The organism is Deltaproteobacteria bacterium HGW-Deltaproteobacteria-2, assembly GCA_002840505.1.
Classification (GTDB): domain Bacteria; phylum Desulfobacterota; class Syntrophia; order Syntrophales; family Smithellaceae; genus Smithella.
In genome coordinates, this window is record PHBC01000001.1 from 296,919 (window position 1) to 320,762 (window position 23,844).

Below are 23,844 nucleotides of genomic sequence, written 5' to 3' on the forward strand. Positions count from 1 at the left end.
AACTGTAACCTTATCTCCAAAGGTAATTTGTCTCTTAAAAAAAGGGGTTCGGATGACGGCCCCTTTTTCTGTGGAAATCGGTGATGAAGTAAATCTGGAAAAGATTGACGATTCCTCAATAATTTATGGCGCCGCAAGGATTTACGGTGAAAACACATTAATTTCTCCGGAAGTAAAACTGGGATTCGAAGGACCAGTTACTTTAATTAATTGTCAACTGGGCACTGCAGTAGAACTCAAGGGCGGATATTTTACCAATTCGGTATTTTTAAATAAGTCAACAATGGGCAGCAATGCGCAGGTTCGTTCCGGCTGCCTCTTGGAAGAAGAAGCAGGCGGAAATCATTGTGTCGGTTTAAAACAAACAATTCTCTTCCCTTTCGTGCAGCTGGGAAGTCTGATTAACTTTTGTGATTGCCTGATGGCTGGTGGCACGAGCCGCAGGAATCACAGTGAAGTGGGCAGTTCCTACATTCATTTTAATTATACTCCACGGCAGAATAAAGCGACTCCTTCATTAATCGGCGATGTGCCGCGCGGAGTAATGTTGCGGGAGCCACCTATCTTCCTGGGCGGTCAGGGTGGCATTGTGGGACCGGTACAAATTGATTATGGAACGGTGATTCCCGCAGGTGTTATTTGCCGGCAAGATTTTAAAACCGAGGGAATACATTGGACATCGTTAACCTCGCTGGAGAAGAAGAAAGAGTCTGCCGGTGCCTACGGCAGCGACATCACTCGAAAAGTTAAGCATAACATAGAGTACGTGGCTAATTTGTCGGCTTTGAGGCAGTGGTATCGCCATGTGCGTCGCGAGTTTTTTATGAAAGAACCGTATGGCGATCTTCTTTATTCCGGAGCGGGCATGGTTCTGGATGAAGCCATTGCAGAAAGGGTCAAGCAGCTACGCCTGTTTGCACAAAACATAGAAACTTCTATGGAAGTAGTCACAAAAATAATGGAAAAAATATATCCGGGTAGCGTGTCGCGTGCTCAGAAACAGTTTTTGCAAAATTGGCCCCGAATGGAAGAATATCTTTCCGGTAACAATGAGGAAAAGATTGGGCTGAAGAAGAGAGATTCGTTTGTAAAAATAATGCATCGCCTTTCCAACAAAGGAAACTCTTATCTGGAATCAATACAATTGTTAACGCCTGCACAAACTCAGGAAGGTACGGACTGGTTAAGAGGTATTACTAAAAACATTATAACTGAGTGTATAAATAATAACCCTGACGCTTCGCGGCGGAAAGAAAAATAATGTTTATTGCGCGAATGCTCAATACCATAAAAAATATGGGCCGGTTTCTTGCGGTCTGTCAAATATTTATAGGAAAACATCCGGCAAATGTTTCCGTTCCGGCAATAATCTTTTTCCCGGTTATGACTTCTCAACTTAACTGCGGCTTTGCCGGACTGATGACTTTCCATCCCGATAAAAAACCTGCGGAATCAACCGAAGATCTGGAACTGGCAACGTTGTGGAAAAAGATCAAAAGTTTTGGTTTAAAAAATGCCTTAACCGGAAAGATTATCGCAGAAAAATACTTAGACGGGCTCGAAACTCTCAGCTCCATGGAAAAAATTACATTGGAGCTAAAGCAGGAAAGTAATCAGGAATTTCTTTTCTTCCATAATGCAAGATCCAAAAAACTTCTAAGTTTAGTTGAAAAGATGAAATTATTTCTGGCGGAAGAAGAAAACATCCTGGAAGGTAACGCCACTAAATTTACTTCCACCGATCTGGAAATTATTAATAGCCGGATGATTCTGTTTAAAGATATCCAATGGATTTTAGAGAAAGATATCCTGGCTAATTTCCCGAAGATTCTTGATCTTTCCGGAGCAAAAAAGATATCCGAAATCAAACCGGCGTCCTTCAAAAAATACCGGCAAATTAATTTATTGCTCAATGCACTGGACCGATTGGAAGTCCGAGGCAGAGATTCCGCGGGACTGCAAATTGTCTTTACACTGGAAAATGAAAAAGACATGGAAAAAATATTGGTTAAGTTGATAGATAGCAACTTGTATCAAAATTATTTAACTCGGGTAAAGGAAGGAGACCTTCTTAATGATTCAATATCCGTCACAGCGGATAGAAGAACCCTGGCTTTTACTTATAAAACATTTTCCATTGTCGGCGAATTGGGACGCAATGTCAGCAACCTTAGGCAAACAATTAAAAAAGATGAAATTCTCCGGCACCTTGCTTCTTTGGATACGTTATACGAGACCGCTCTCACTCATACCCGCTGGGCTTCTGTCGGTTCCATAACAGAAGAAAATTGCCATCCGGTAAATAATTATAAACCTAACCAGATAAGTCCGCTTTTCCCTTTTTATCAAAAGTCCGTAGCTCACATTAATGTTATTCTGAATGGTGATATTGATAATTATCCGGCATTGTACACGAACCTGGAAATAGGCAAAGAACCTATTAACCCGGAAGTTACCACTGATACAAAAATTATTCCTCTGCAAATCGAGAAATATCTGAAGGCGGGGCAAAATCTTGCCGAGTCCTTCCGCCTTGCCTTAAATGATTTTGAAGGTTCACACGCCATAGCCATGACCAGCGATCTGGAACCGGGAAAATTCTTTTTGGCGCTCAGGGGCAGTGGCCAATCAATTTACGTTGGCATTAGTTCTGATCAGTGTATGTTTTCTTCAGAACTCTATGGCTTAGTGGAAGTAATGCCTCATTTTATCAAAATGAATGGAGAAATTAATGCTTCCGGCGAAAACGCAGCAGCGGGACAAATTTTTATTTTAGATCAGAATTCTTCCGGAAGATTAGCAGAAATCAAGGCTTCCTATTATGATGGCACCAAAATTTCTTTAAAAGAAAACTCCTTGCAAAAAGCTGAAATTACAACAAGGGACATTGATCGCGGCGATTATCCTCACTTTTTCCTCAAGGAAATTTCCGAATCGGCTGTTTCCATCAAGAGAACTTTGCGGGGCAAATATCGAATTGTGACGAAGAATGATTCTTTATCGCAGGTTATTTTTAATTTAGGAATGAATATCGTACCAGCCGCTGTTCAATCGGGCCTTAAAAACGGCACCATCAAAAATATAATTGTTATCGGTCATGGAACAGCAGCAGTTGCCGGAACAGTGGTGGCCGATGCTTTGGATCATTACTTGAAAGATAAGAACATTAATGTAACGGCCAGACTGGCTTCCGAATTAAGCGGTTTTTTGTTAAAAGAGGATCTTTCCGATACATTGGTAATTCCTATAACCCAATCCGGAACAACTACTGATACGAATCGCGCCGTGGCTATGGCCAATGAACGAGGTGCTTTCATTATTTCCATCGTCAACAGAAGGCAGTCGGACATAACCGTAAAATCGCACGGTGTATTTTACACGAGCGACGGCCGTGATATTGAAATGTCAGTAGCCTCTACTAAGGCCTTTTATTCTCAGATTATTGCAGGCCAGGTTTTAGCGCTTTTTGTTGCACAACTTTTAGGAGCCCGGACAGACGATTACATTGCCGCTAAATTGCGTAATTTGGAGGCAGCGCCTCAACTGATGGCCCGCGTCTTTGCCCGAAGAGATCAAATCTCTGCGTCCGTTAAAAAAACTTCAGCTAAAAATTTCTGGGCCATAGTTGGAAGCGGACCCAACAAAGCGGCAGCGGATGAAATCAGAATCAAGCTCAGTGAACTTTGTTATAAAACTATTTCTTCAGACATAGTGGAAAATAAAAAACATATTGATCTTTCAGCCGAACCTTTAATTTTGGTTTGCGCTGCCGGAAATCCGGCACAGGTTATAGAAGATATTGTCAAAGAGGCTGCGATTTTTAAAGCGCATAAAGCCGCTGTTGTTGTTTTCGCAGAGGAAGACGACCATCGTTTTGATAAAATTGCCGATGCCGTAATTTACATTCCTGCCGCCCGGATGCCTCTGCCGGTAATTCTCAATACAATGGCTGGACACTTATGGGGTTATTATGCCGCCTGCGGCATTAATGAAGAAGCTCTCATTTTTAAAGAATTCAGAAATAACTTAAGTCTGGCTACAGCCAGGCAGGATAAAAATAATTATTCTCTTTACGAAAAAATTGCCGATGGCAGCCTGCGCCAAATAATCAATAAGTTTTATAAATCTTTCAATCACTATCGCAATGAAGGTTCCTTCACTTTATTAAGTGTCAGGACCATGTCCGATTTGATACTTTTAATAAAATATTCTGCCGGGAAGTTGCCACTGGAAGATTTTAGTCACGAATTCAAAGTCGATGAAAATTATGTCTCACCGATCAGTTTCCTGGATGTTATTCTGGGAAAGGCGATTGATGAACTTACCAGACCGATAGATGCCATTCGCCACCAGGCCAAAACGGTTACAGTAGGCACAACCCGCAGGGAAAAAGTATTTAAAGGAATCATCTTTGATTTGTTGGAAGGGCTTAATTTTTCCATCAAAGATCTAACTTATAAAAATGTTATGACTGTAAGCAGAATACAACCCGTTGTTTTAGCTGTGCGTGGTTACACCATCTACGATATTAACAATCTCGACGCGCAGGGCAATCCCGCAGAAGATTCAACAATCACCATTCTGAAAAAGGAAGGAGTAGCCAGTCAAATGACATCCCGAACAGAAACTTCCAAGCTATTGATGGGAACAAAAAGAACTATTGTCAGCACCGGCCAAGTCTATATCGGCAAAGGTAAAGCGGATGGTGCATCCATAGTAATTTTACCGCTACGCGGGAAAAGTGATTTTATCGGTAATCTGCTTTTGCTTCATGTTGACTACGACGAGCATTTATCCCTTCTGGAAAAGAAGAAAGCTCTGGGTTACCGTTACAACGATATCCGCAATCTGGTCAACGAATATAATATTAACTGGGATGACGGTTATTTGGAAAAAATCCCAATCGCTGATTTGTTTAGTGAACCGGTGGAAACTCTGGCCGGGCGCATTAAACAATTGGTCATTACAGATAATTAAATTTTATTATCAAACTTGTGTCCGAAGCGTTTGATTTTTTACAGTCATAAATATGTGGAAAGTATTGAGGAGCGATTATGAAAACGAAATTTATCTTTGTCACCGGCGGCGTTCTTTCTTCGCTGGGTAAAGGATTGGCGGCGGCATCAATTTCAGCCCTACTGGAATGCCGGGGGCTGAAAGTTAGCAATCAAAAACTTGATCCTTATATTAATGTTGATCCCGGAACAATGAGTCCTTTCCAGCATGGCGAAGTCTTCGTTACCGACGACGGTGCAGAAACCGATCTTGATCTGGGACATTATGAGAGGTTCTGCTCCACCTGCATGGGAAAGAGTAACAATCTCACAACCGGGCAGGTTTATTATTCAGTCATTACCAAAGAAAGGCGTGGCGATTACCTGGGTAAAACCGTGCAGGTCATTCCCCACATTACCAATGAGATAAAAGATTATATTCGAAAAACGGCAACCGGCTTCGATGTTTCCATCGTAGAAATAGGAGGCACGGTCGGAGATATCGAAAGCCTTCCCTTTCTGGAAGCAATACGTCAGTTTCGCAATGAAGCGGGAAGAGAAAACGCTATTTTTATTCACCTGACATGGGTGCCTCTTATCAAGACAGCAGGCGAGGTTAAAACAAAGCCCACCCAGCACAGCGTCAAGGCGCTTAGAGAAATCGGCATTCAGCCGGATATTCTGCTTTGCCGGACGGAAAATTTTCTTTCCGAGGAAATTAAATCCAAGATTGCGCTCTTCTGTAACGTGGAAGTCAATTCAGTTTTTACCGCTAAAGATGTCAATTGTATCTATGAAGTACCGCTGATTTTCCATCGGGAGGGGCTCGATGCCAAGATTGTTGATCTTCTGAATATCTGGACAGGACAACCGAAACTGGAAGTCTGGGAAGATGTGGTTAACAGGTTTAACAATCCTCCTGATGAAGTATGTATTGGTATTGTCGGCAAGTATGTCAACCTGACCGATTCATACAAAAGCCTCAATGAAGCTCTTGTGCACGGCGGCATCGCCAACAACTGCCGAGTAAAGTTAAAGTTTATTGATTCGGAAAAAATAGAAGCGGAAGGGCTGGGCACAAGTCTGAACGATGTTGACGCCGTTCTGGTTCCGGGAGGTTTCGGCATTCGCGGCATAGAAGGCATGATTCTTGCCGTCCAGCACGCGCGGGAGAAGAAAATCCCTTTCTTTGGAATTTGTCTGGGAATGCAGATGGCCGTCGTGGAATACGCCAGAAATATCTGCGGATTGAACAAAGCCAACAGTTCCGAATTTGACCCCGCTACTCCCTATCCGGTAATCGACCTGCTGCCCGAGCAGCGCAATGTCAAAGAAAAAGGTGCTTCCATGAGACTGGGCGCCTGGCCTTGTGTTGTCGAACCGGATTCCTTCGCTTTCACAGCCTATGGACAGAAAAAAATCTCAGAGCGGCATCGTCACCGCTACGAATTCAACAATGATTATAAAAAGACTGTTACCGATAAGGGCTTACGCATTACAGGCATATCACCAGACAGACGCCTGGCGGAAATAGTGGAGATAAAAGATCATCCCTGGTTTCTGGGATGTCAATTTCATCCGGAATTCAAATCCCGGCCGATTAAACCTCATCCGCTGTTTAGCAGATTCATTGAAGCCGCCTTGAAAAACGCTCAAAAAAAGAAGCAGAAAATAAAACAAAAGAAAAAATCCGTAAAGGTTACCTGATAACATTAGAGTAAAACATGTAATTGTTGCGCCCTTGTGTTTTTACAGCATACATGGCCATATCTGATTTTTTCAAAAGAGTTTCAATATCTTCGCAATCATCAGGATAGACGGCAATTCCTATGCTTGCCGGGGAAGTAATCTTATTGTCGGCAAACTCAAACGGTTTCCGCAGTGATTTTAGAATAACCTTAGCGACTCCGGCGGCGTATTCGATTTTTCCCAAATCTGATAATAGAATGACAAATTCATCTCCGCCCAGCCTGGCGACCGTATCGTTTTGACGCAAAATGCCCGTTAATCGGCATCCCACTTCTTGAAGAAGCTTATCACCGACCATATGCCCCAGAGTGTCATTAATATCTTTAAAATTATCAAGATCCAGCATTATCACCGCCAGTTTGTTCTGATTTCGATTAGATTGAGCAAGAGCGATCTGCAGACGATCCATAAACAACATTCTATTAGGTAATCCGGTTAGAGAATCGTGGGTAGCCAGATGGTTGAGCTGCTGTTCTATTTGCTTGCGTTCGGTAATGTCACGAAGATTTATAATTACCGCTTCCACAACATTATTGTTGGAAAGATTACTGGCGACAGACTCGAAAAAAGTCCAGTTCCCATTTATATCGCGTAGCCGCACTTCCGAACGAGAAGCAGGAGTGTTAACGTCTTTGAACAATCTCTCAAATTCACGAGCAACAAAACTCATATCATCGGGATGAATATTATCAAATCCTCGACAACCTAACCTCTCCTTTGCCTTGAATCCCAGAACTTCTTCAATGGCTTTGTTTTCGTAAGTTATAAGACCTTCCCGATTAACGATAACAATAATATCAGAGGATTGATCCGTGAGAGCTTTAAAAAGTTGTTCCTCACGCTGTAATTTCTGTTCCATGTTCTTACGTTCCGTAATATCAATGAAACTACCCAGCGCAGCCCGCTCACCCCTATATTCAATGGATGCAACCGCTTCCAAAACCCATATTATCTCGTCATTCTTTGTAACAAATCTGTATTCATAAGGTCCTGAGCGTTCCCCCTTCAGACATCTTATTGCCTGTTCCCTTACCTTTTCTTTATCATCGGGATAAATATTATTGAGAGAATATGTGCCTATGAGTTCCTTATCAGTATATCCGGTAATTTTCTGATATAAATCACTAACATAAACAAATTTGCCATGCTGTACGATATATATCCCGACACCGACATTCGCTATAATGTCTTTTGCCAAAAGAGACAGGTCTTCCTGTCGTATTTCTGTATTATTGTCGGATTTTTTCCCAGATTTCTGTTTCGCTGCCATTTTTATTCAAACCACTTCAAATATTATGACAAACACTTTAAAACTATGTACAAATATTGAATTAAATAATTTTTAATATTGCGTCACAGAAATTCGATGAAACTTATGTTCTCTGGAAGTATCTAGATGGTCTGTTTATATAAAGAAAAAACATTATGTCAAGAAAATTTAAGTGTTTTTTAAAAACTTTTGAAGCAAATTTATACTTTCCTATAAAAAACAATGAGATACGGTGGGGCAATAATCCAGTTTGTGCTTGACAGCCCCTAATAATTAAGCTAATCAACAAACCCTATTTAAGAAAACTCAAATATTACAAACGCAGCAAGGTAATATTTAACAAAACTTTTATAAAAAATTAAGTTCAGGAGGATGCTTTTGGCAACACATAAATCAGCAGAAAAACGTGATCGGCAGAACAAAAAAAACCGCGCGCGCAATATCGCCGCCAAGTCCGCACTAAAAACAAAGATTAAATCAGTAGTTGAAAATGTGAACAGCAAGAATAAAGAAAAATCTATTAATGCGCTTAAAACTGCTATCCCCGCATTGAATAAAGCAGCAAGTAAAGGCTTAATTCATAAGAAAAATGCTTCACGCAAAGTTTCCCGACTGACTAAAAAAGTCAACGCTGTTAAATGACCCTCGCTAGTGAGTCCCAAATTTTTTAAGTAAAACGCGCTGAAATTTGTCGGACGCATTATCCCAGAAGCAAAGCGACGTGGGATCAATAATAAAAACGCATAAAGCGGCCAGTTCTAATACCGGCCGCTTTTTATTTATTATTAAAGCACTTATTTCCTCTCTCTGCTAATCCTTAATATTAGTATTTGCTTTGTTCCGAATAATCATTTAGACACTAATCAAAAGAAGAGCTTATTATGAAAGCAAAAAAACACGACGAATCATCTTACGGCGATTTAATAGTAGATATCGGGTTTCTTTTTATTAACAAGCTCTACAAAGTGGGAACGCTTGAGAAATCCGGTAAAGAAAATTTGATTGTCAATGTATCGGCCTTTGATTGTACTACTTTGGTGGAAACTGTTCTTGCACTTGCCCAATGCGTCACTGCCGGGAATATTTCAAAGCATGAATTCCGGAAAAATCTAAAATCAATACGTTATCGCCATGGGAAGATTGATGGCTACTCTTCGCGCCTGCATTACTTCACTGATTGGTTACGCGATAATGAAAAAAAGGGAATTTTAACTGACGTGTCTAGTAGTCTTGGCGGCAAACCTCAACAAAAAAAAATAAATTTCATGACTGTTCATCGTGAATTGTATCCTGCATTGCAAAACAAAGCGCAACTTGCCAGAATGGCATCGATTGAAAAGATACTTTCCCGAAAAGCTTTCTCTGTAATTGAAAAAGATAAAGTAACCACGCAAAAATCAAAAATATATAATGGCGATATCATTGCCTTTACCACAAATCAGGAAGGACTGGACGTTGCACACCTGGGCTTTGCCTTATGGCAGGGGAAAAGCCTGCGCCTGCTTCACGCCTCAAGCAAGGAAGGAGCAGTGGTCATCTCGAAACAAAATCTCGTTGCCTATCTGAAATCCAATAAAAAATTTGCCGGCATCATCGTCGCCCGCCCATTATAATTACGACTTTAAATATATCTAAACATTCATCGCATATAATAATTTATTTTCAAAAGTATACCGCGGCGGCCAAGAGGAAGCTCCCCCGCATACGCGGGGCAGGATCCGGCGTATTTTTTTATACGTCGAGGAAGCTGACGATGCAGTCAACAAAGGCAGGCGAATGAAAATATTATTCCGATTTCAGATCAAAGATGATAGCAAGGCGGAGAGGAAGAAGCTCCGCAGGCATATATGTTAATATGTCGAGGAGCTGATGACGAATCCAACGAAGATAGCGCTTTGATGTGAAATCGGAATCAGGGTTTCTCGAAATGATGATAGTCCTTCGGTTGTTCAAAGTTACCGCCCCAGTGCCAGCCTCGCTTGAGAAATTCCTGGACGATAGGGTTGTCGGCCATAAATGTTCCCCTTTCTTCCGGCAGGTATTTTGCGCCGGAAGGTGCAACAACTCCGTTGGGATAGATAACCGGATTTTGTACCGGATTGATATCCACGGCTTTACCAAGTGAATGCATGGATAATTTTGTCGTTCCTTCTATAACCCTGAAATTGAAAGATGAAGAATTATTGTCCGCCATGGAATTATGATCATTCCATTGATAAGCGACTATGGGGATAACTTTTCCAACAGGGAATAAAATCTTTTCAATAAGGTTAAATATGTCATAAACATCATCTTCCAGTTCCCGGTTGACGATAATCTGTCCCTGATGCTTTCTGCCGTCAAAAGAATAGTAGCAGACATCTATCATTGATAAGAGATCGATAATCTCCAGTGGCGCATTTATTCCTTCTATCGCTTCGGAAAAGCTCATCGAGCTGTCTATAATTATATCTTCGGTAAAAAACATTTTCACTATCCTTTTACAATTTCTTTAATTATTGAATTCATCACATTCTCCGGTAGTGATACTTCGCTGTAAATTTCGCGAATGGCATTATAATCCAGTTGATTGTAATTATCCAGAAGCGGCGTGATTACAAATCCTGCCATATCAACGGCACCCGGAGAAATAAATATTCTATCTTTGCCTTCTGCAAAATAGGAATTCGGACGGTGTTTCTGACGCAGGAAGACAGCCAACCTCCAGCGTTTACCTGAATAGTCGCAAATGATATTTAACTTCGGTTCATCATTTATCTTAAGTATTCTTTGCGCTACTGTTAGTAAATTAAAAAATTGTTCGCTTAATTTTTTCGCATTTTTTGCTTCCAACAGAATTACGGAACGGTCAAAAATTTCCCACCGGCTGTATCTTACATAAGAATTTTCTTTAACCGTCGACAGCTTTTTAAATTCCCGGAAGAAAGGAAGGCCGCTTTTTGGAACCGCCTGAAAATGCAGATGATCGGGTGCGGATGCGCCGCAGGCCGGACCGTTGTAAAGGATAGCATATTCCGACGAAAAATCGTCAGCCAACTGCAAAAGAGAAAGCAGAGAGGATGCTATCTTCTGTGGTTCGTGTTTAATCGCTACTATTGTAAAATGATTTATAAAAATCGGCGCCGGATTACAAAGAATTAAATATTTGTTTCTGTATAAAATTCCTTTCTGCTCCACTGGAATATTTTCATGACATAAAAAGCAATGTCTTTTCTTAATTGACTCTGCATCAACCGCGGCTCCGCTGCTTATAGCGCGGGCGGAATTGTATTGCAGATAAGCTTTATATTTCCCTGATAGCTTTCTATTATTAACGGCATTTAAGTCACGGCAGGCATCGGCTAGTCGTGGCCAGTTTTTCTTTTGCGAATCATAAAGACTTTGGCAAAGCAAGGCCAACGATAAACCTTTTCCTCCATCAAATTCGGCAAAAATTCCTTCCTTGTTGAAAAAAGGTTCTTCTTTACCGGCTGATCTTCTGGCCCCAATTTCCGTTGTGCGCAGCTTATCTTTATAAAAATCATTGGCGTTTTTTTTCTCCATAGAAAGTCGGGCGTCCGTGTTGTTCTTCCAGCGACGACAGAGATATAGGCTGTCATAAATTCTTCCGACTTTATATTCACGAGTAACCCTCAGAGCCACAGCGTAATCCTCGCCGTAACTGACATTGGGAAATCCTATCCGGCGAATCACGGAAGCATCGAAAGCGCGGGGTGCTCCCATACCGTTGACACGCAACAAATTATTGTGTCCATTAGCCTGCGTCCATTCTTTGTGGTTAATAATCCCCGGCGGAATCTTTTTTAGTCTCTCATTGACAATCGTGTAAGAGCCCACAACCATTGCGTTTCGGCCCCGGCGCAGAGTGTTCACGATTTTTTGCAGTGTTTGCGGTGAGCTGTATAGATCATCGGAATCGAGTTGAACAACATAACGTCCGCAGTACTTCGAATAGATTGCTTCATTCCAGCAGCCACCGATGCCAAGGTCGCGTCTCGTGGGAATAATATGATGGACATGGGGATATTTTGCCGCGAATTTTTTCAAAATACCCGTGGTATCGTCCGTGGAATGATTGTCCACAACGATAATATTGAATGGAAAATCGGTTTTTTGTTCCAAGGCACTGGTCAGCGCGGCGGCAATCGTCTTTTTACGATTGAGCACGGGAATGACGATGCTGGAGTTCCACTGCAAGTCATCCTGTCCTTTATTCACGCTTTTTGTACGTGGAGGCAGATATGCTCCGATGCGCTTCAGGTGATCTGTTGCTATCTTTTCGAGCTTTTTTTGACGAATCAAATTTTCTTTAGCAACGTAAGCAAAATGCGCCTCTGTTTGCCTACCGGATTTTTTTATCTTTTTTTTATTTTCCGTGGATACAGTGTACAGAAATTCCGGTACGTGAACTATTTTATGGTCAGTGGAAATTTTCAGACGCAAATCGTAAAAAGCCGCATCCTCATCAGAAGGCAGCGAGCCGTATTTTTGCAGACTTGATTTGATTGCGGCACAAGAAAATAAAAAAAGATGTCCGAAATTAAAATCGTCGCGAATACTGCCCGCCTGATAATCTATAAGCGGATGTTCAACCAGCCTATTTCCGTCGCGCAAAATAAAATCTGAATAAATCTTGCCTGCTTGATTTGTTTCGGCAGCGCTAACGAATTCGCGCAAAGACAATTTATCAATAATAATCTTTGGGTCGGCATCAATTACCAGTAAATATTTGCTTGACAATTTTTTCAGGAATAAAGAAAGATTTTTTGTTTCCTGGACATCATGCGCGCCGGACCGCCAGACGCTTAGCGCCTCCTTTGCGTCATTGACGGGCAGAAGAAAGAATCGGCCGAATTTTCTAACTGAAGGCGTCATGTTTAAAATAATTTAATCAATTAAATTAGCTCGCGTTATCACTCTCCACGAGAAATTACATGTCACTTCGAACCCAGTTTTATCGCGGTGAGAAGTCTTATTTTATAATTGTTTAAGATTCCTCATCCCGACACGTCGTGATTTACCCTAAAGGGCACTATGCAGAATGACATTCTTTAATGTTATGAGTCAGTCTGCACACCGGTGTGACATTAATGAAGTTAAAATCCTGACATCATCAGGTTAAAGGTTTTTTCCGCCAAGTCATTGGCCAGCTTCATCAGAGCTTGTTTTCTGGTTGTGGGAAGCAGATTAATATCATCGTTGAGCTTATAATCAACCGATTGTGTCATGTTCTTCGCGCTCCAGATTACTTTGCCGTTTGAATTATCCTGAAAAACAACTTCTATGATAACCGCCGCCCGTTCTTCGGCTGCAAGACCATCTTTTATATATGAAAGCGGTGATGTATTAAGATTAAGAATTTTACCCCTTACTACCGCGTCCGCACCCTCCGCACTGGACGCGATTTTAAAACGGCTATTTTGAATAAACTGATTAATAAAAGCTGTCCTGACGTAATTTTCTATTTCCGCCTGCGCTGTTTTGTTGTCAAATGATTCCACGTAAACTTTTTGAATACGGTTATCTATTGACTCTCCACGTGATGTAAATGAATAGCCACACCCAAACAGGCAAGCAAACAAAAAACAAATAAAAGCGACTTTAATTTTCAAATGATTTTTCCTTTTTATCATAATAACACCACTCGTATCTTTGCAAAACTGTACCTCAAGTCATTTCGAGGAGTCCCGATGTATCGGGACGACGAGAAATCTTTATTTTATGTCATTAACTTATAAGATTTCTCCCTTCGGTCGAAATGACAAATCGATAATAGTGCAAAGGTCTCACCATTATTTTGTTATTAACCGACAACAATATTGACCAGCTTTTTAGGTACGTAAATAACCTTCTTTATTTGTGTCCCCTCGGTCATGGCCTTGATTTTTTCATCAGCCAACGCGTTTGCTTTGATTTTCTCCGGGTCCTCATCCACAGCCACAGTCATCCTGCTGCGCAGTTTTCCGTTAATCTGCACGACGATTGTCATCTCTTCTTCACTGGCAATCGCCGGATCAAATTCCGGCCACGCAATATTGGCAGCCAGATCTTTATGACCAAGCAACTGCCAGAGTTCTTCCGTGATGTGCGGCACAATCGGCACCAGCAAAATTATGGCGGCCTCCAGCGCTTCTCTCACAGTAGACAGCGCCACTTTATCATCGCTGTCGGGACGTTTAGTGTGATAGACAGTATTTACTAACTCCATTACCGCGCTGATGGCCGTGTTGAAATGAAAACGGTCTTCGATATCAACGGTCACTTTACGGATAGTCTGGTGGGTTTTGCGCCGCAACGCCTTTAACTCACCTTCCAGTTCAAAGGCACCGGACAGAGGTGCAACAGGCTTTATGTCTTCAAGATATTCTTCAACGATGCGCCACAGACGACTGAGAAAGCGGAAAGAGCCTTCCACACCTTGATCGCTCCATTCCAGATCCTTCTCCGGCGGCGCCGCAAACAGACAAAATATTCGTGCCGTATCGGCTCCGTAGGTTTTTATCAGATAATCGGGATCGATAACATTCTTCAGCGATTTGGACATTTTTTCGGTCTTGCCGATAATTATTTCCTGTCCGCAGATGCGGCATTTGCCATCCGCCACCTGCTCAGGGAAAAGATATCCGTGTTCTTTGCATTTCATCGTCTCTTTGCAGACCATGCCCTGCGTCAGCAGATTGGTGAAGGGCTCGTCCACGCCGATCACGCCAAAATCGCGCAGGACTTTAGTGTAAAAGCGCGAGTAAAGCAGATGCAAAATGGCATGTTCAATGCCGCCGATGTACTGATCAACCGGCATCCAGTAATCAAGTTTCTTGCGGTCGAGACCGGGCTTGGTGTCGCAATCAGGACAGCAGAAGCGATCGAAATACCACGAAGATTCCACGAACGTATCCATCGTGTCCGTCTCGCGAACGGCTTTACCACCGCACTTGGGGCAGGTCGTATTGACAAATTCGGGAAGCGACGCGAGCGGCGAACCACCTTCGGTGCTTAATTTAACATTTTCCGGCAGTATGACAGGCAGATTCTTTTCATCAACCGGAACGATGCCGCATTTAGCGCAGTTAATCATGGGAATCGGCGCGCCCCAGTATCGCTGACGGGAGATGCCCCAATCGCGCAAGCGGTACTGGATGGTGCGTTTGCCCTTCCTTTCTTTTTCCAGAAAATCAGCGATAGCTTCCAAAACCTTGGTGTTTTCCATTCCATCAAATTGTCCGGAGTTAACAAGGACTCCTTCATCAACGTAAGCTTCTGTCATCATCGCCGGATCGAGCATTCTGTCTTTCGGAGAAATGACCACAATCAGCGGCAGATTGAATTTTTTGGCAAATTCGAAGTCACGCTGATCGTGTGTGGGCACAGCCATGACACAGCCGGTGCCGTAATCGGCCAGAACGAAATTGGCCGCGTAAATCGGCATTTCCTTCCCTGTTAAAGGATTTTTACAATAGGCATCTAGAAACATGCCTTCCTTTTCATAATATTCGGAAGTCCGCATCAGCTTATCCTGCTTTTTGACTTTTTCGACAAACTGCAGGACCTCTTTTTCAATGGCCTTGCCCTTGCTTAATTGCATAACCAGCGGATGTTCCGCAGCAACCAGCATGAAGGTCGCTCCGAAGAGTGTATCCTGACGCGTGGTGAATACCTTGATGGCACTGTTGCCATCGGCCATTGGAAAATCCACTTCACAGCCGTAGCTTTTGCCGATCCAGTTTTTCTGCATTGTCATAACGCGTTCCGGCCAGCCGGGCAGTTTGTCGCAGTAGTCCAGCAGTTCTTCGATATAGGCCGTGATCTTGAAAAACCACTGATCCAGCACCTTCTCCTGCACTTCCGTGCCGCAGCGCCAGCACTGGCCGCCTTCCACCTGCTCATTGGCGAGCACCGTGTCGCATTGGGTGCAGAAATTAACTGTGGAGCGTTTTTTGTAAGCCAGACCTTTTTCATACATCCAGATAAAAAAGAGCTGTTCCCAGCGGTAGTATTTCGGCTCGCAGGTGGCGATTTCCCGGTCCCAGTCATAGCTAAAGCCCATGCGCTTGAGCTGCTTTTTCATGTGATCGATATTTTCGTGCGTCCACTTCGATGGATGAATTTTATGTTCGATAGCGGCGTTTTCCGCGGGCAGGCCGAAGGCGTCCCAGCCCATCGGGTGCAGAACATTGAAACCTTTCATTCGCTTGTAACGCGCCACGACATCGCCGATGGTGTAATTACGGACATGGCCGATATGAATTTTGCCGGAAGGATATGGAAACATCTCCAGCAGATAATATTTTTTCTTTTGCGGGTCTTCGGTAACCTTGAAGGACTTTTCATCCTCCCATTTTTTCTGCCATTTTTCTTCAATTGTGATTGGTTCGTACTTCATTTTAAAAATCTCTCCGGATTGTGAATATTGATGATTTGCTTAACATATCGGAATGATGAGCGCAATGCCTTTGTCGAAAGGAAATTATTTCAAATTGATATTATTTATTTGAAATGAAGCGAAAAGGGATTATTGTATGATAATTTTTGCATATACCATCAAACGTGCCACCAAACGAAAAAAATCGCTATCTGAAACTTGGCGCCTTCTGGCTGTCAAAGAAAGGCACAGGCTTTCGCACCGAGCCTCTTATTGACAATGACCGTAATGATATTGACAGCCAAACCCAGTCTTGTTATAAGCGTCCAATAAGTAAGTTCTTATATACTTTACATCATGCAATTTTATTACCGCCGACGTGTTGCTGCGGCTGCTGATATAAAAAAATACATCCATAAAGGAAGCAACTGACGCCATGAAACCCATTTACCGTTTATTGACAATAGAAACCGTCTTGGCGATACTTTTCATTCTCTCCTCTTTGGTATTTTTCAACTCGGACACCTTTGCCCGCATTGCTGATGAAATTGCCGCTAAGACCGACGGTAAATCGCCAGTGATCAATGCCACCATTACAGACTATGGCACGTTCATGAACGGAGTGAAAAACCGAAAGTGGCTGTCGGTTCGACCGCTTCTGGATAATTGGACCGGTTTCGTGGCGGTAAAAAATACTGGAACCACCTTTATCGACCACTTTACACTCACTTTTTCTTGTCCCATGAAAGACTCAGATGCCCTCCGCATCGACCTGGTTTCGCCCGCCATGCCGTCCTGGATGTGGAAGCCTTTTGCCGGCGACCTGCTCAGCTTGTGCACCCGAGATATGCTCTTTACGGTTAAAGACGGCAGCCTAAAAATCTGTGACGCCACATCCGGCACACCGATCGCGGTGACCCGGTTGATTTCTTCCAGATTATTGGGGTCGGCCGGACTGGCCCCGGGACAAGCCGTGATGGTTGAATACACGGAACCCTACGACAAATGTATGGAGGGTTTTGTGAACAGTATCGCGACAAGAAAAAAAATGGTTATCGAGACTAAAATCACGAACAGGGAAAACAACGTGATGCAATTGACCATGAAAAATTTTAAAATCACCTTCCTGACCTTTGACCAAATTGTGGCCGACATCACTTTCCGGGGATGTGGCGAATATGGTAGCTGCGATCTGAAGCTTTCCATAGACGGAAAGCTGATGGATTCGGCACCGTGGATTCAATATGAATGGAAATGAATGAGCGCAGTGGCTTTATCGAAAGCACAGCACGAATTGATAATTTTACAAAGCAAACACCATCAACTCATCTTCAAACAAATCATTTGTTTCATGCTTTAGACATTAACCCAAAATCACCTTTCTGGAAAAGCGGGATCCCGACTGGAAAATGTCAGCCGGCAAAAACCTGCCTGATTTTCTGAACGATTCTTTTTAAAAAGCCGCCCTGGACCATATTAGGGGAATTCAGGCGACAGTATACTTAATTATTCATCACGATAGTAATTATATTTTAAGTCCTAAATTTTCTAATAATTTCTCCGGGCGAGGATTGTTTCACATTCAATTGCCAGATCGTTGAGCGTTTCCAGGCCGCTTACGTTATCGACGGCCGTGAGTAAGTTCTCCAGGCCATTGCCGATATGCCCAAGAAAAGCCGGTTTATTTTTTTTGAGGCCGAGAAAACCGTAAGCACCCAGTGCCTGCAAAAGCCGTTGTACCGATCCCATCCAAAAATTATGGATAAATTCATCATGGCTGTATGAAAGATTCATCAGCTCATAATAAAAATCTAACAACTCTTTTCTTTCTTCGTCAGTAAAGGTGACGTAAGGATCGCAGAGCAGCGAGCCAAGATCATAAAAAAGGCATCCTTCGCGCATCCCCTGAAAATCAATCAATACCGGTCTTTCGTTTTTAATCATGATGTTTTGCGATTGAAAATCTCGGTGAATCAGACAGGGCTCAATTTTTTGCAGGCGGGCGGACAGCGCGTCCAGTTCTTTCATCAACTTTGCGGCGTCCGATGATGAAAGTTTTATCTTGCAGACTTCCCCGACAAGATTCTCCAGAAAATAGTCATGCTCCCATTTATAGAGTCTGGGGCCGTAACCCTCGGACAATTTTACATCCGCGGGAATCGATTTCAGATCAAAGGAATGCAGACGGTAAATTTGCGTGAGTGCCTGAAAATAATAATCGCGTCTTTCCTCCCAGGACTCAAATCTGAGCGACCACAAATCAACTTCGCCTAAATCTTCAATCAGGATAAAATGCTTTGAGATGTCCTGTGTGATAATCCGCGGTACATTCATATCCAGCGATGCCATGAATTTATTGATGCCGGCCCAGTGGGCGTTTTCTGCAACGTCATCGCCGTAATGCATAAAAACAAAACTGTCTCCATGAGGTAAAGACACCCTGAAAAATTGGCGGTCGGAACCGCCCTTCTTGATCGGCTCAAGCTTGAAATCAGCCTTGCCCAGATGTTGAGTTAAAAATTTTTGTATTTCTTTATGCATAGATTGCCATGTTTATGTCATGTCGAACCGCAGGGAGACATCTTGTTTAAAAAAAAGATTTCTCGTCTCTGCGTTCCTCGAAATGACAATCAAGTTATACCTTCCCTCTTCAACTTCTCATATTCTGAGATAGAACCTACATCATACCAAGAGCCGTCATCTATAACTACACCGCCGACCGAGCGCGGATTTTCTTTTATCATCTCCATCAGCGGTAAAACAATCGATTCGATTTTGCCCGCGGTCAATCGCTTCAGGAAAGATTTTTCCACTATATAGATGCCGGCAAAAAGGCAACTCTTGACGCCTTCATTCTTCAAAATATGCCGCATGTCGCAAACAAAACCTTCTTGATCAACATTGACATTGAGCAGCGGTCCGATTGAACGCAGCGCCAGCGTGACGGTTGTTTTCAATTCAAAATGTTTTCTAATAAGCAGTTCAATCGGCATGTTGGTAATGATGTCTCCGTTGTAGACGATAATGCGTTCGTCTTCGGCAATCAGGTCTTCGATGTTTTTAATGCCGCCCGCAGTATCCAGTAAAACAGGCTCGTGGCGAAACGTAATCGGAATGCCTTTCCAGTTATTTTCGGAAAAAGCCCCGGTATATTTTTCGGCACAATGATGCGTGTTGACAATAAACCGTTTTATCCCAACAGCTCGCAGATGTCCCATTGCATAAGTGATGATCGGATGTCCGCCGATCTCCAGAAGCGGCTTGGGCGTGTTTTCGGTGAGTGGCCGGAGCCTCGTCCCCAGCCCCGCGCCTAAAATAAATGCCGTGTTGATTTGTTTGTCATTCATAATTTTTATTTCATATCGCAGAGTAGAATCAATCTTTCAAATCTTTTCTATCATTATCCAGCTTGACCGGATAATCCAGTACTATTAAGTTCTGGATTCCCACATACGAGACTGTGTCGTAATAATAGATATAGTCATTTAATGTTCTCCGCTGGCGGAGGTGTCACGCAGTGACGGAGGTGGATAAAATTCACGTAATACGTAACTGGCCAATATTACGTATGTTCTGTTCTAAAAACTTTCACCCCCGACCCCCGCCAGCGGGGGACATTACTCATTACGCACAACCGATATTTGCAATTACGACACAGTCTCTGCGCGAGGAATGACAGACTTAAGAACTTTTCACGGAGTCGCTTTCTTCCCGTACTCCGGATCAATTTTAACCAAAGCCGCTACAATAAATCCGGGAATGGTCGTAATCAAAATCCAGATGAAGAAATTTTTATAGCCCAACATTTCCTGAATCCAGCCGCTGCCCATCGCGGGAATCATCATACCCAACGCCATAATCCCCGTGCCTATGGCGTAAAAGACAGTTTTATATTCACCTTGCGAAACCATGATCATATAAATCGTATAGGCGGTAAAGCCGAAGCCATAACCGAATTTTTCAATTGCCACGGCGGAACCGACCAGCCATAAACTCTCCGGCTGATAGTGAGATAGATAGACAAAAATCAAATCCGGCAGGTGCATAATCAAAACCATTGGCCACAGCCAGAATTTTAAACCTTTCTTATAAATGACGAACCCGCCCAGAAGCCCGCCCAGCATCAGAGCTATGACACCGACCGTGCCGTAAATGATGCCAACATCCGCCGTCGTTAAATCCAAGCCGCCTTTAGTGCGCACGTCAAGCAAAAACGGCACGACCATTTTAGTGAGTTGCGCCTCGGCAAAACGGTAAAATAAAAAGAAGCTGATGATGATAAGAATATCCTTGCGCCGGAAAAACAGGGTCAAAACGCGGAAATATTCCGTCAAAAAATTTTTCGATTTATCCCATGGCGCGCTGATATCGGATGCAGGCCTGGGCAGAGCGAAAAGGTGATAAATAAAAAACGCGAGAAAAACAGCCGCGACACCGATAAAAGAAAGAGACCAGGCGCTCGCTGCCGGATAACCGTAATTTTCCAGCGTTCCGGCCATAAATACCAGACCGCCTTCGGCGGCAATAGTGGCAATACGATAAAAAATAACGCGCACACCGACAAACGCCGCCTGCTGCGGCGTATCGAGTCCCAGCATATAGAAACCATCCGCAGCTATATCATGCGTAGCGGAACAAAAAGCCATAATCCAAAAAATAGCCAAAGAGTAGCGCACAAAATTAGCCGCGGGCAGAGTCAAGGCAACGCAGGCCAGTGACGCGCCGATGGCCAGTTGCATTGCCAGTATCCAGAAACGTTTGGTGCGGAAAATATCAACAAACGGGCTCCAGAGAGGTTTGATTACCCATGGGATATAAAGCCAACTTGTATAAAAAGCTATTTCGGTATTGGAGAGTCCCATATCTTTGTAAAGTACAACGCTGACCGTCATGGCAATCACGTAAGGAATGCCTTCGGCAAGATATAGGGAAGGAACCCAGAACCATGGACTCCGGCTCGTATTCATTCGCCTGCCTTTGTTGGCATCGTCATTATTTGTGTCTGTTTTTATTTCGGACATAATTTAGTTACTGGATTCCCGCCTTCGCGGGAATGACAAATATTAAATATTTCGTTTCTAAAAAATTACTACATATCAATATAGCTTTTGTATTTTTGCGCCGGTGAAGTAGTGCGTTAGTATTTCTTCCGCTTTAAATCCTTTGGACGCCATCACCGCAGCGCCAATCTGGCAAAGACCTACACCGTGACCCCAGCCGCCACCCTGCAAAATAAAACGGCTTATTTCTCCGGCTGCCGTTCGCTCCACCGATACTATAAAAGCACTGCTTAAAAGATGACTGGGTGAGAGCCAGCGGCGGATTTCCAATTCCTTGCCGACAATTACGGTTTTTTTCGAACCTTCAATTTTCAATTTATAGATTCTTCCCGACGGACCGCGTTCCAGAGGAGTAAGGTTTTTCAATTCACCAAAATCAATACCTGATTTTTTTTGGATTATTTCCTCCAGTTCTTTTCTTGTATAGATCACCTGCCAGCGATAGAAATTCGGTGTTTCCTGATCAAACGCGGGCAGAATATTTTTCAATAATTCCTCGTCAGTCGTGTCGCAAAAAGCCTGCGGTCTGCCTCTCAGCCATTTTTCCGCATCCGCTTCCGAACAAACAGGCGGATGATGCTCAGCATCATCGCTTATGTTTTTCAAATATCCTGGATTTATATCCTCCCAGGCAGTCGCAAAAATTTCCGTCTGACCGCCACAGGATTTGTAATAGCGGGCATCACAGATTTCTCCGCTATAAATCAGAAACATCCCCCGTGTTTGCTTTATCGCTTCACGAACATTTTCTGAAATAATTCTGGTTATTCCCTGATAGCGCTGGCAGTGATCATCAGCGCATACATCAAATCCCTCGTGATCGTTGACATCCTGCCAGACGACAATTTCATTGTCGTTTTTCAATTGTGTCGAATACCTGGCAGATTTTTTTTTAGCGAGCATACTCACCAGCCAGCTACGGGCGACAATTGCCTGAGCTCTTAAAAATTCCAGTGGCGCTTCAGCGGACATCTCCGAGGAAATAACGCTTTCCAAATAATTTTCCAGATGAATTTTGTTGATGAGATTAAAAGTGGATTCGGAAACGGCCGATAAAAACAAATTGCCGCGAAACGATTGTTCCTGAGTTCGTTGCCAGTGGAAATCAATGCCGATTTTCACATCGGACACGGTGAAATATGCATCGCCCTCCGGCGTCATCAAGATTTCTTTTTGGCGGATGATTTCTTTCCCTGAAGAATCCTCAAGCAGAACAAATCCTCGCTCCGCGCGAACAATGAAGCGGCCATCCGGCGCGCATCCGTCAGGTGGGAGAAATCGTCCATTAAAAGCGACACTCGCTTCATTGTAGTTTTGCAGTAAGGCGACCTTAATTTCAGGTTCACTGTTAATCATGGTTAGTTTTAAGAATAAAAGCAAAATAAGTCAAGGAAGTTATCCTTCAATAAATCGCAGAAAACAATAAATTAATACTTGAATATCAATATTTTATCATGTATGACTCTCGTAAATCATAAATTGGATGGCTTATGGCGCATATCTGGCCAATTGGAGGCGGCAAAGGAGGATCAGGCAAGAGTTTCTTAACCAGTTCCCTGGGGCGTCTTTTAGCAAAGGCGGGCAGGAAAACTCTGCTGATTGATCTCGATCTGGGTGCGGCAAACCTGCATACGATGGTTGACGTCCCTTATCCGGAGAAATGTTTTTCCGATTTTATCACAAAAAAAATAAGCTTATTGGAAGACATTGTTCTGGCAACTCCTTTCCCCAATCTCTTTTTGATCAGCGGCGCTCACGATAGTCTGGACATTGCCAACCTTCCCTATGAAAAAAAGATAAAAACGCTGAAGTCCATAGCCAAACTCAAATACGAATATATTATTCTGGATCTGGGAGCAGGCACAGCCTTTAACACTCTTGATTTTTTTCTCGCCTCCCAAAACGGCATATTCATCACTACGCCGGAGCCGACTTCCATTGAAAATGTTTACCGGTTGATGCGCGCCATATATCTGCGCCGTATCCGCCATTATTTTTCCGCGGCCGATTTCAAGATGCTGGAAAAGAAAGTTCGAGAGCACCTTGGCGATGATTCTATCAACAAACCCGAAAATATCGCTTCCGTTGTCAGGAAAGAATACCCCGAAAAATTCGCACTGATCAAAAAGGATTTTAATTCTTTTCACTTCAAACTTATTCTTAACCAATTGCGCAAACAGGACAATGTAGAGTTGGGTTCACAGATATGCAAGATCATCAAAAAGCACCTCGGGCTGCATGTTGATTTTGCCGGCAACATCGCTTACGATGAACACGTTCACGATGCCATTTGCCAGAGAGTATCGTTTTTAGATCGTTATCCTCACACTCGTGCCGCCAATGATCTGCGCGAGCTGAACAGGAAAATGAGTAATTCCTTAGGCGAACAATTGATTCTTAACTATCTTTAAA

General features: G+C 43.0%; 17 protein-coding genes. 8 read left to right on the plus strand and 9 right to left on the minus strand.

Annotated features, from left to right (window positions below; all coding sequences use genetic code 11):
- Positions 1 to 52: 52 nt before the first annotated feature.
- The 3 genes from CVU62_01380 (at position 53) to pyrG (ending at position 6,701) form a co-directional block, all read left to right on the plus strand.
- Positions 53 to 1,261 carry a UDP-N-acetylglucosamine pyrophosphorylase gene (locus CVU62_01380; GenBank protein ID PKN38881.1) on the plus strand — a complete coding sequence of 403 codons (1,209 nt, stop codon included), beginning with the start codon at positions 53 to 55 and terminating at the stop codon, positions 1,259 to 1,261.
- Positions 1,261 to 4,977, plus strand: coding sequence for a glutamine--fructose-6-phosphate aminotransferase (locus CVU62_01385; GenBank protein ID PKN38882.1), 3,717 nt, complete (start codon positions 1,261 to 1,263; stop codon positions 4,975 to 4,977). The genes CVU62_01380 and CVU62_01385 overlap by 1 nt, the downstream gene beginning before the upstream one ends.
- A gap of 77 nt (positions 4,978 to 5,054) precedes the next feature.
- On the plus strand, positions 5,055 to 6,701 hold the full coding sequence (gene pyrG / locus CVU62_01390) for a CTP synthetase (protein PKN38883.1): 1,647 nt from the start codon (positions 5,055 to 5,057) through the stop codon (positions 6,699 to 6,701).
- On the opposite strand, the gene CVU62_01395 is transcribed toward pyrG, so the two are convergent.
- On the minus strand, positions 6,694 to 8,013 hold the full coding sequence (locus CVU62_01395) for a hypothetical protein (protein PKN38884.1): 1,320 nt from the start codon (positions 8,011 to 8,013) through the stop codon (positions 6,694 to 6,696). The two genes, pyrG and CVU62_01395, sit on opposite strands and share 8 nt — an antisense overlap.
- Before the next feature lie 378 nt (positions 8,014 to 8,391).
- Between CVU62_01395 and CVU62_01400 the strand changes: the two genes are divergently transcribed.
- Together CVU62_01400 and CVU62_01405 are read left to right on the plus strand one after the other, a co-directional pair.
- Positions 8,392 to 8,655, plus strand: a complete 264-nt coding sequence (locus tag CVU62_01400) for a 30S ribosomal protein S20 (GenBank protein ID PKN39437.1) — start codon at positions 8,392 to 8,394, stop codon at positions 8,653 to 8,655.
- A 239-nt stretch (positions 8,656 to 8,894) separates the two neighbouring features.
- The gene (locus tag CVU62_01405; protein ID PKN38885.1) at positions 8,895 to 9,626 is read left to right on the plus strand and encodes a DUF1460 domain-containing protein; all 732 of its coding nucleotides are present in this window, start codon (positions 8,895 to 8,897) and stop codon (positions 9,624 to 9,626) included.
- A 299-nt stretch (positions 9,627 to 9,925) separates the two neighbouring features.
- Here CVU62_01405 and CVU62_01410 read toward each other — a convergent pair whose 3' ends face one another.
- The 4 genes from CVU62_01410 to CVU62_01425 form a co-directional block, all read right to left on the minus strand.
- A complete protein-coding gene (locus CVU62_01410; GenBank protein PKN38886.1) occupies positions 9,926 to 10,480 on the minus strand; it encodes a hypothetical protein in 555 nt (184 codons plus the stop codon).
- A 5-nt stretch (positions 10,481 to 10,485) separates the two neighbouring features.
- The gene (locus tag CVU62_01415; GenBank protein ID PKN38887.1) at positions 10,486 to 12,888 is read right to left on the minus strand and encodes a hypothetical protein; all 2,403 of its coding nucleotides are present in this window, start codon (positions 12,886 to 12,888) and stop codon (positions 10,486 to 10,488) included.
- Positions 12,889 to 13,109: 221 nt separating this feature from the next.
- Complete coding sequence (locus CVU62_01420; GenBank protein PKN38888.1) at positions 13,110 to 13,646, minus strand: hypothetical protein; 537 nt, start codon at positions 13,644 to 13,646, stop codon at positions 13,110 to 13,112.
- Between the two features lie 170 nt (positions 13,647 to 13,816).
- Positions 13,817 to 16,393: a leucine--tRNA ligase gene (locus CVU62_01425; GenBank protein ID PKN38889.1), complete on the minus strand. Its 2,577-nt coding sequence runs from the start codon at positions 16,391 to 16,393 to the stop codon at positions 13,817 to 13,819.
- A gap of 415 nt (positions 16,394 to 16,808) precedes the next feature.
- Here CVU62_01425 and CVU62_01430 point away from each other — a divergent pair, with 415 nt between their 5' ends.
- Both CVU62_01430 and CVU62_01435 read left to right on the plus strand, forming a co-directional pair.
- On the plus strand, positions 16,809 to 17,630 hold the full coding sequence (locus CVU62_01430) for a hypothetical protein (GenBank protein PKN38890.1): 822 nt from the start codon (positions 16,809 to 16,811) through the stop codon (positions 17,628 to 17,630).
- Positions 17,621 to 17,815: a hypothetical protein gene (locus CVU62_01435; protein PKN38891.1), complete on the plus strand. Its 195-nt coding sequence runs from the start codon at positions 17,621 to 17,623 to the stop codon at positions 17,813 to 17,815. Before CVU62_01430 ends, CVU62_01435 begins: the two co-directional genes overlap by 10 nt.
- A gap of 105 nt (positions 17,816 to 17,920) precedes the next feature.
- Here CVU62_01435 and CVU62_01440 read toward each other — a convergent pair whose 3' ends face one another.
- The 4 genes from CVU62_01440 to CVU62_01455 form a co-directional block, all read right to left on the minus strand.
- Complete coding sequence (locus CVU62_01440) at positions 17,921 to 18,913, minus strand: hypothetical protein (protein PKN38892.1); 993 nt, start codon at positions 18,911 to 18,913, stop codon at positions 17,921 to 17,923.
- An 89-nt stretch (positions 18,914 to 19,002) separates the two neighbouring features.
- Positions 19,003 to 19,719 carry a hypothetical protein gene (locus tag CVU62_01445; protein PKN38893.1) on the minus strand — a complete coding sequence of 239 codons (717 nt, stop codon included), beginning with the start codon at positions 19,717 to 19,719 and terminating at the stop codon, positions 19,003 to 19,005.
- Between the two features lie 345 nt (positions 19,720 to 20,064).
- On the minus strand, positions 20,065 to 21,339 hold the full coding sequence (locus tag CVU62_01450) for an MFS transporter (GenBank protein PKN39438.1): 1,275 nt from the start codon (positions 21,337 to 21,339) through the stop codon (positions 20,065 to 20,067).
- Between the two features lie 129 nt (positions 21,340 to 21,468).
- Complete coding sequence (locus CVU62_01455; protein PKN39439.1) at positions 21,469 to 22,788, minus strand: amidase; 1,320 nt, start codon at positions 22,786 to 22,788, stop codon at positions 21,469 to 21,471.
- A 134-nt stretch (positions 22,789 to 22,922) separates the two neighbouring features.
- On the opposite strand from CVU62_01455, the gene CVU62_01460 reads away from it, so the two are divergent.
- Positions 22,923 to 23,843 (plus strand): ATP-binding protein, encoded by a 921-nt coding sequence (locus CVU62_01460; protein ID PKN38894.1) that lies wholly within the window; start codon positions 22,923 to 22,925, stop codon positions 23,841 to 23,843.
- Position 23,844: the final 1 nt, after the last annotated feature.

Excerpts from the sequence above, each read along its gene's own strand:
- CVU62_01425 (PKN38889.1), bottom strand. The coding sequence starts at position 16,393 with ATGAAGTACGAACCAATCACAATTGAAGAAAAATGGCAGAAAAAATGG.
- CVU62_01405 (PKN38885.1), top strand. The coding sequence starts at position 8,895 with ATGAAAGCAAAAAAACACGACGAATCATCTTACGGCGATTTAATAGTA.
- CVU62_01445 (PKN38893.1), bottom strand. The coding sequence starts at position 19,719 with ATGAATGACAAACAAATCAACACGGCATTTATTTTAGGCGCGGGGCTG.
- CVU62_01410 (PKN38886.1), bottom strand. The coding sequence starts at position 10,480 with ATGTTTTTTACCGAAGATATAATTATAGACAGCTCGATGAGCTTTTCC.
- CVU62_01420 (PKN38888.1), bottom strand. The coding sequence starts at position 13,646 with ATGATAAAAAGGAAAAATCATTTGAAAATTAAAGTCGCTTTTATTTGT.
- CVU62_01435 (PKN38891.1), top strand. The coding sequence starts at position 17,621 with ATGGAAATGAATGAGCGCAGTGGCTTTATCGAAAGCACAGCACGAATT.
- CVU62_01385 (PKN38882.1), top strand. The coding sequence starts at position 1,261 with ATGTTTATTGCGCGAATGCTCAATACCATAAAAAATATGGGCCGGTTT.
- CVU62_01415 (PKN38887.1), bottom strand. The coding sequence starts at position 12,888 with ATGACGCCTTCAGTTAGAAAATTCGGCCGATTCTTTCTTCTGCCCGTC.
- CVU62_01440 (PKN38892.1), bottom strand. The coding sequence starts at position 18,913 with ATGCATAAAGAAATACAAAAATTTTTAACTCAACATCTGGGCAAGGCT.
- CVU62_01455 (PKN39439.1), bottom strand. The coding sequence starts at position 22,788 with ATGATTAACAGTGAACCTGAAATTAAGGTCGCCTTACTGCAAAACTAC.
- pyrG (PKN38883.1), top strand. The coding sequence starts at position 5,055 with ATGAAAACGAAATTTATCTTTGTCACCGGCGGCGTTCTTTCTTCGCTG.
- CVU62_01380 (PKN38881.1), top strand. The coding sequence starts at position 53 with ATGACGGCCCCTTTTTCTGTGGAAATCGGTGATGAAGTAAATCTGGAA.
- CVU62_01450 (PKN39438.1), bottom strand. The coding sequence starts at position 21,339 with ATGAATACGAGCCGGAGTCCATGGTTCTGGGTTCCTTCCCTATATCTT.
- CVU62_01460 (PKN38894.1), top strand. The coding sequence starts at position 22,923 with ATGGCGCATATCTGGCCAATTGGAGGCGGCAAAGGAGGATCAGGCAAG.
- CVU62_01430 (PKN38890.1), top strand. The coding sequence starts at position 16,809 with ATGAAACCCATTTACCGTTTATTGACAATAGAAACCGTCTTGGCGATA.
- CVU62_01395 (PKN38884.1), bottom strand. The coding sequence starts at position 8,013 with ATGGCAGCGAAACAGAAATCTGGGAAAAAATCCGACAATAATACAGAA.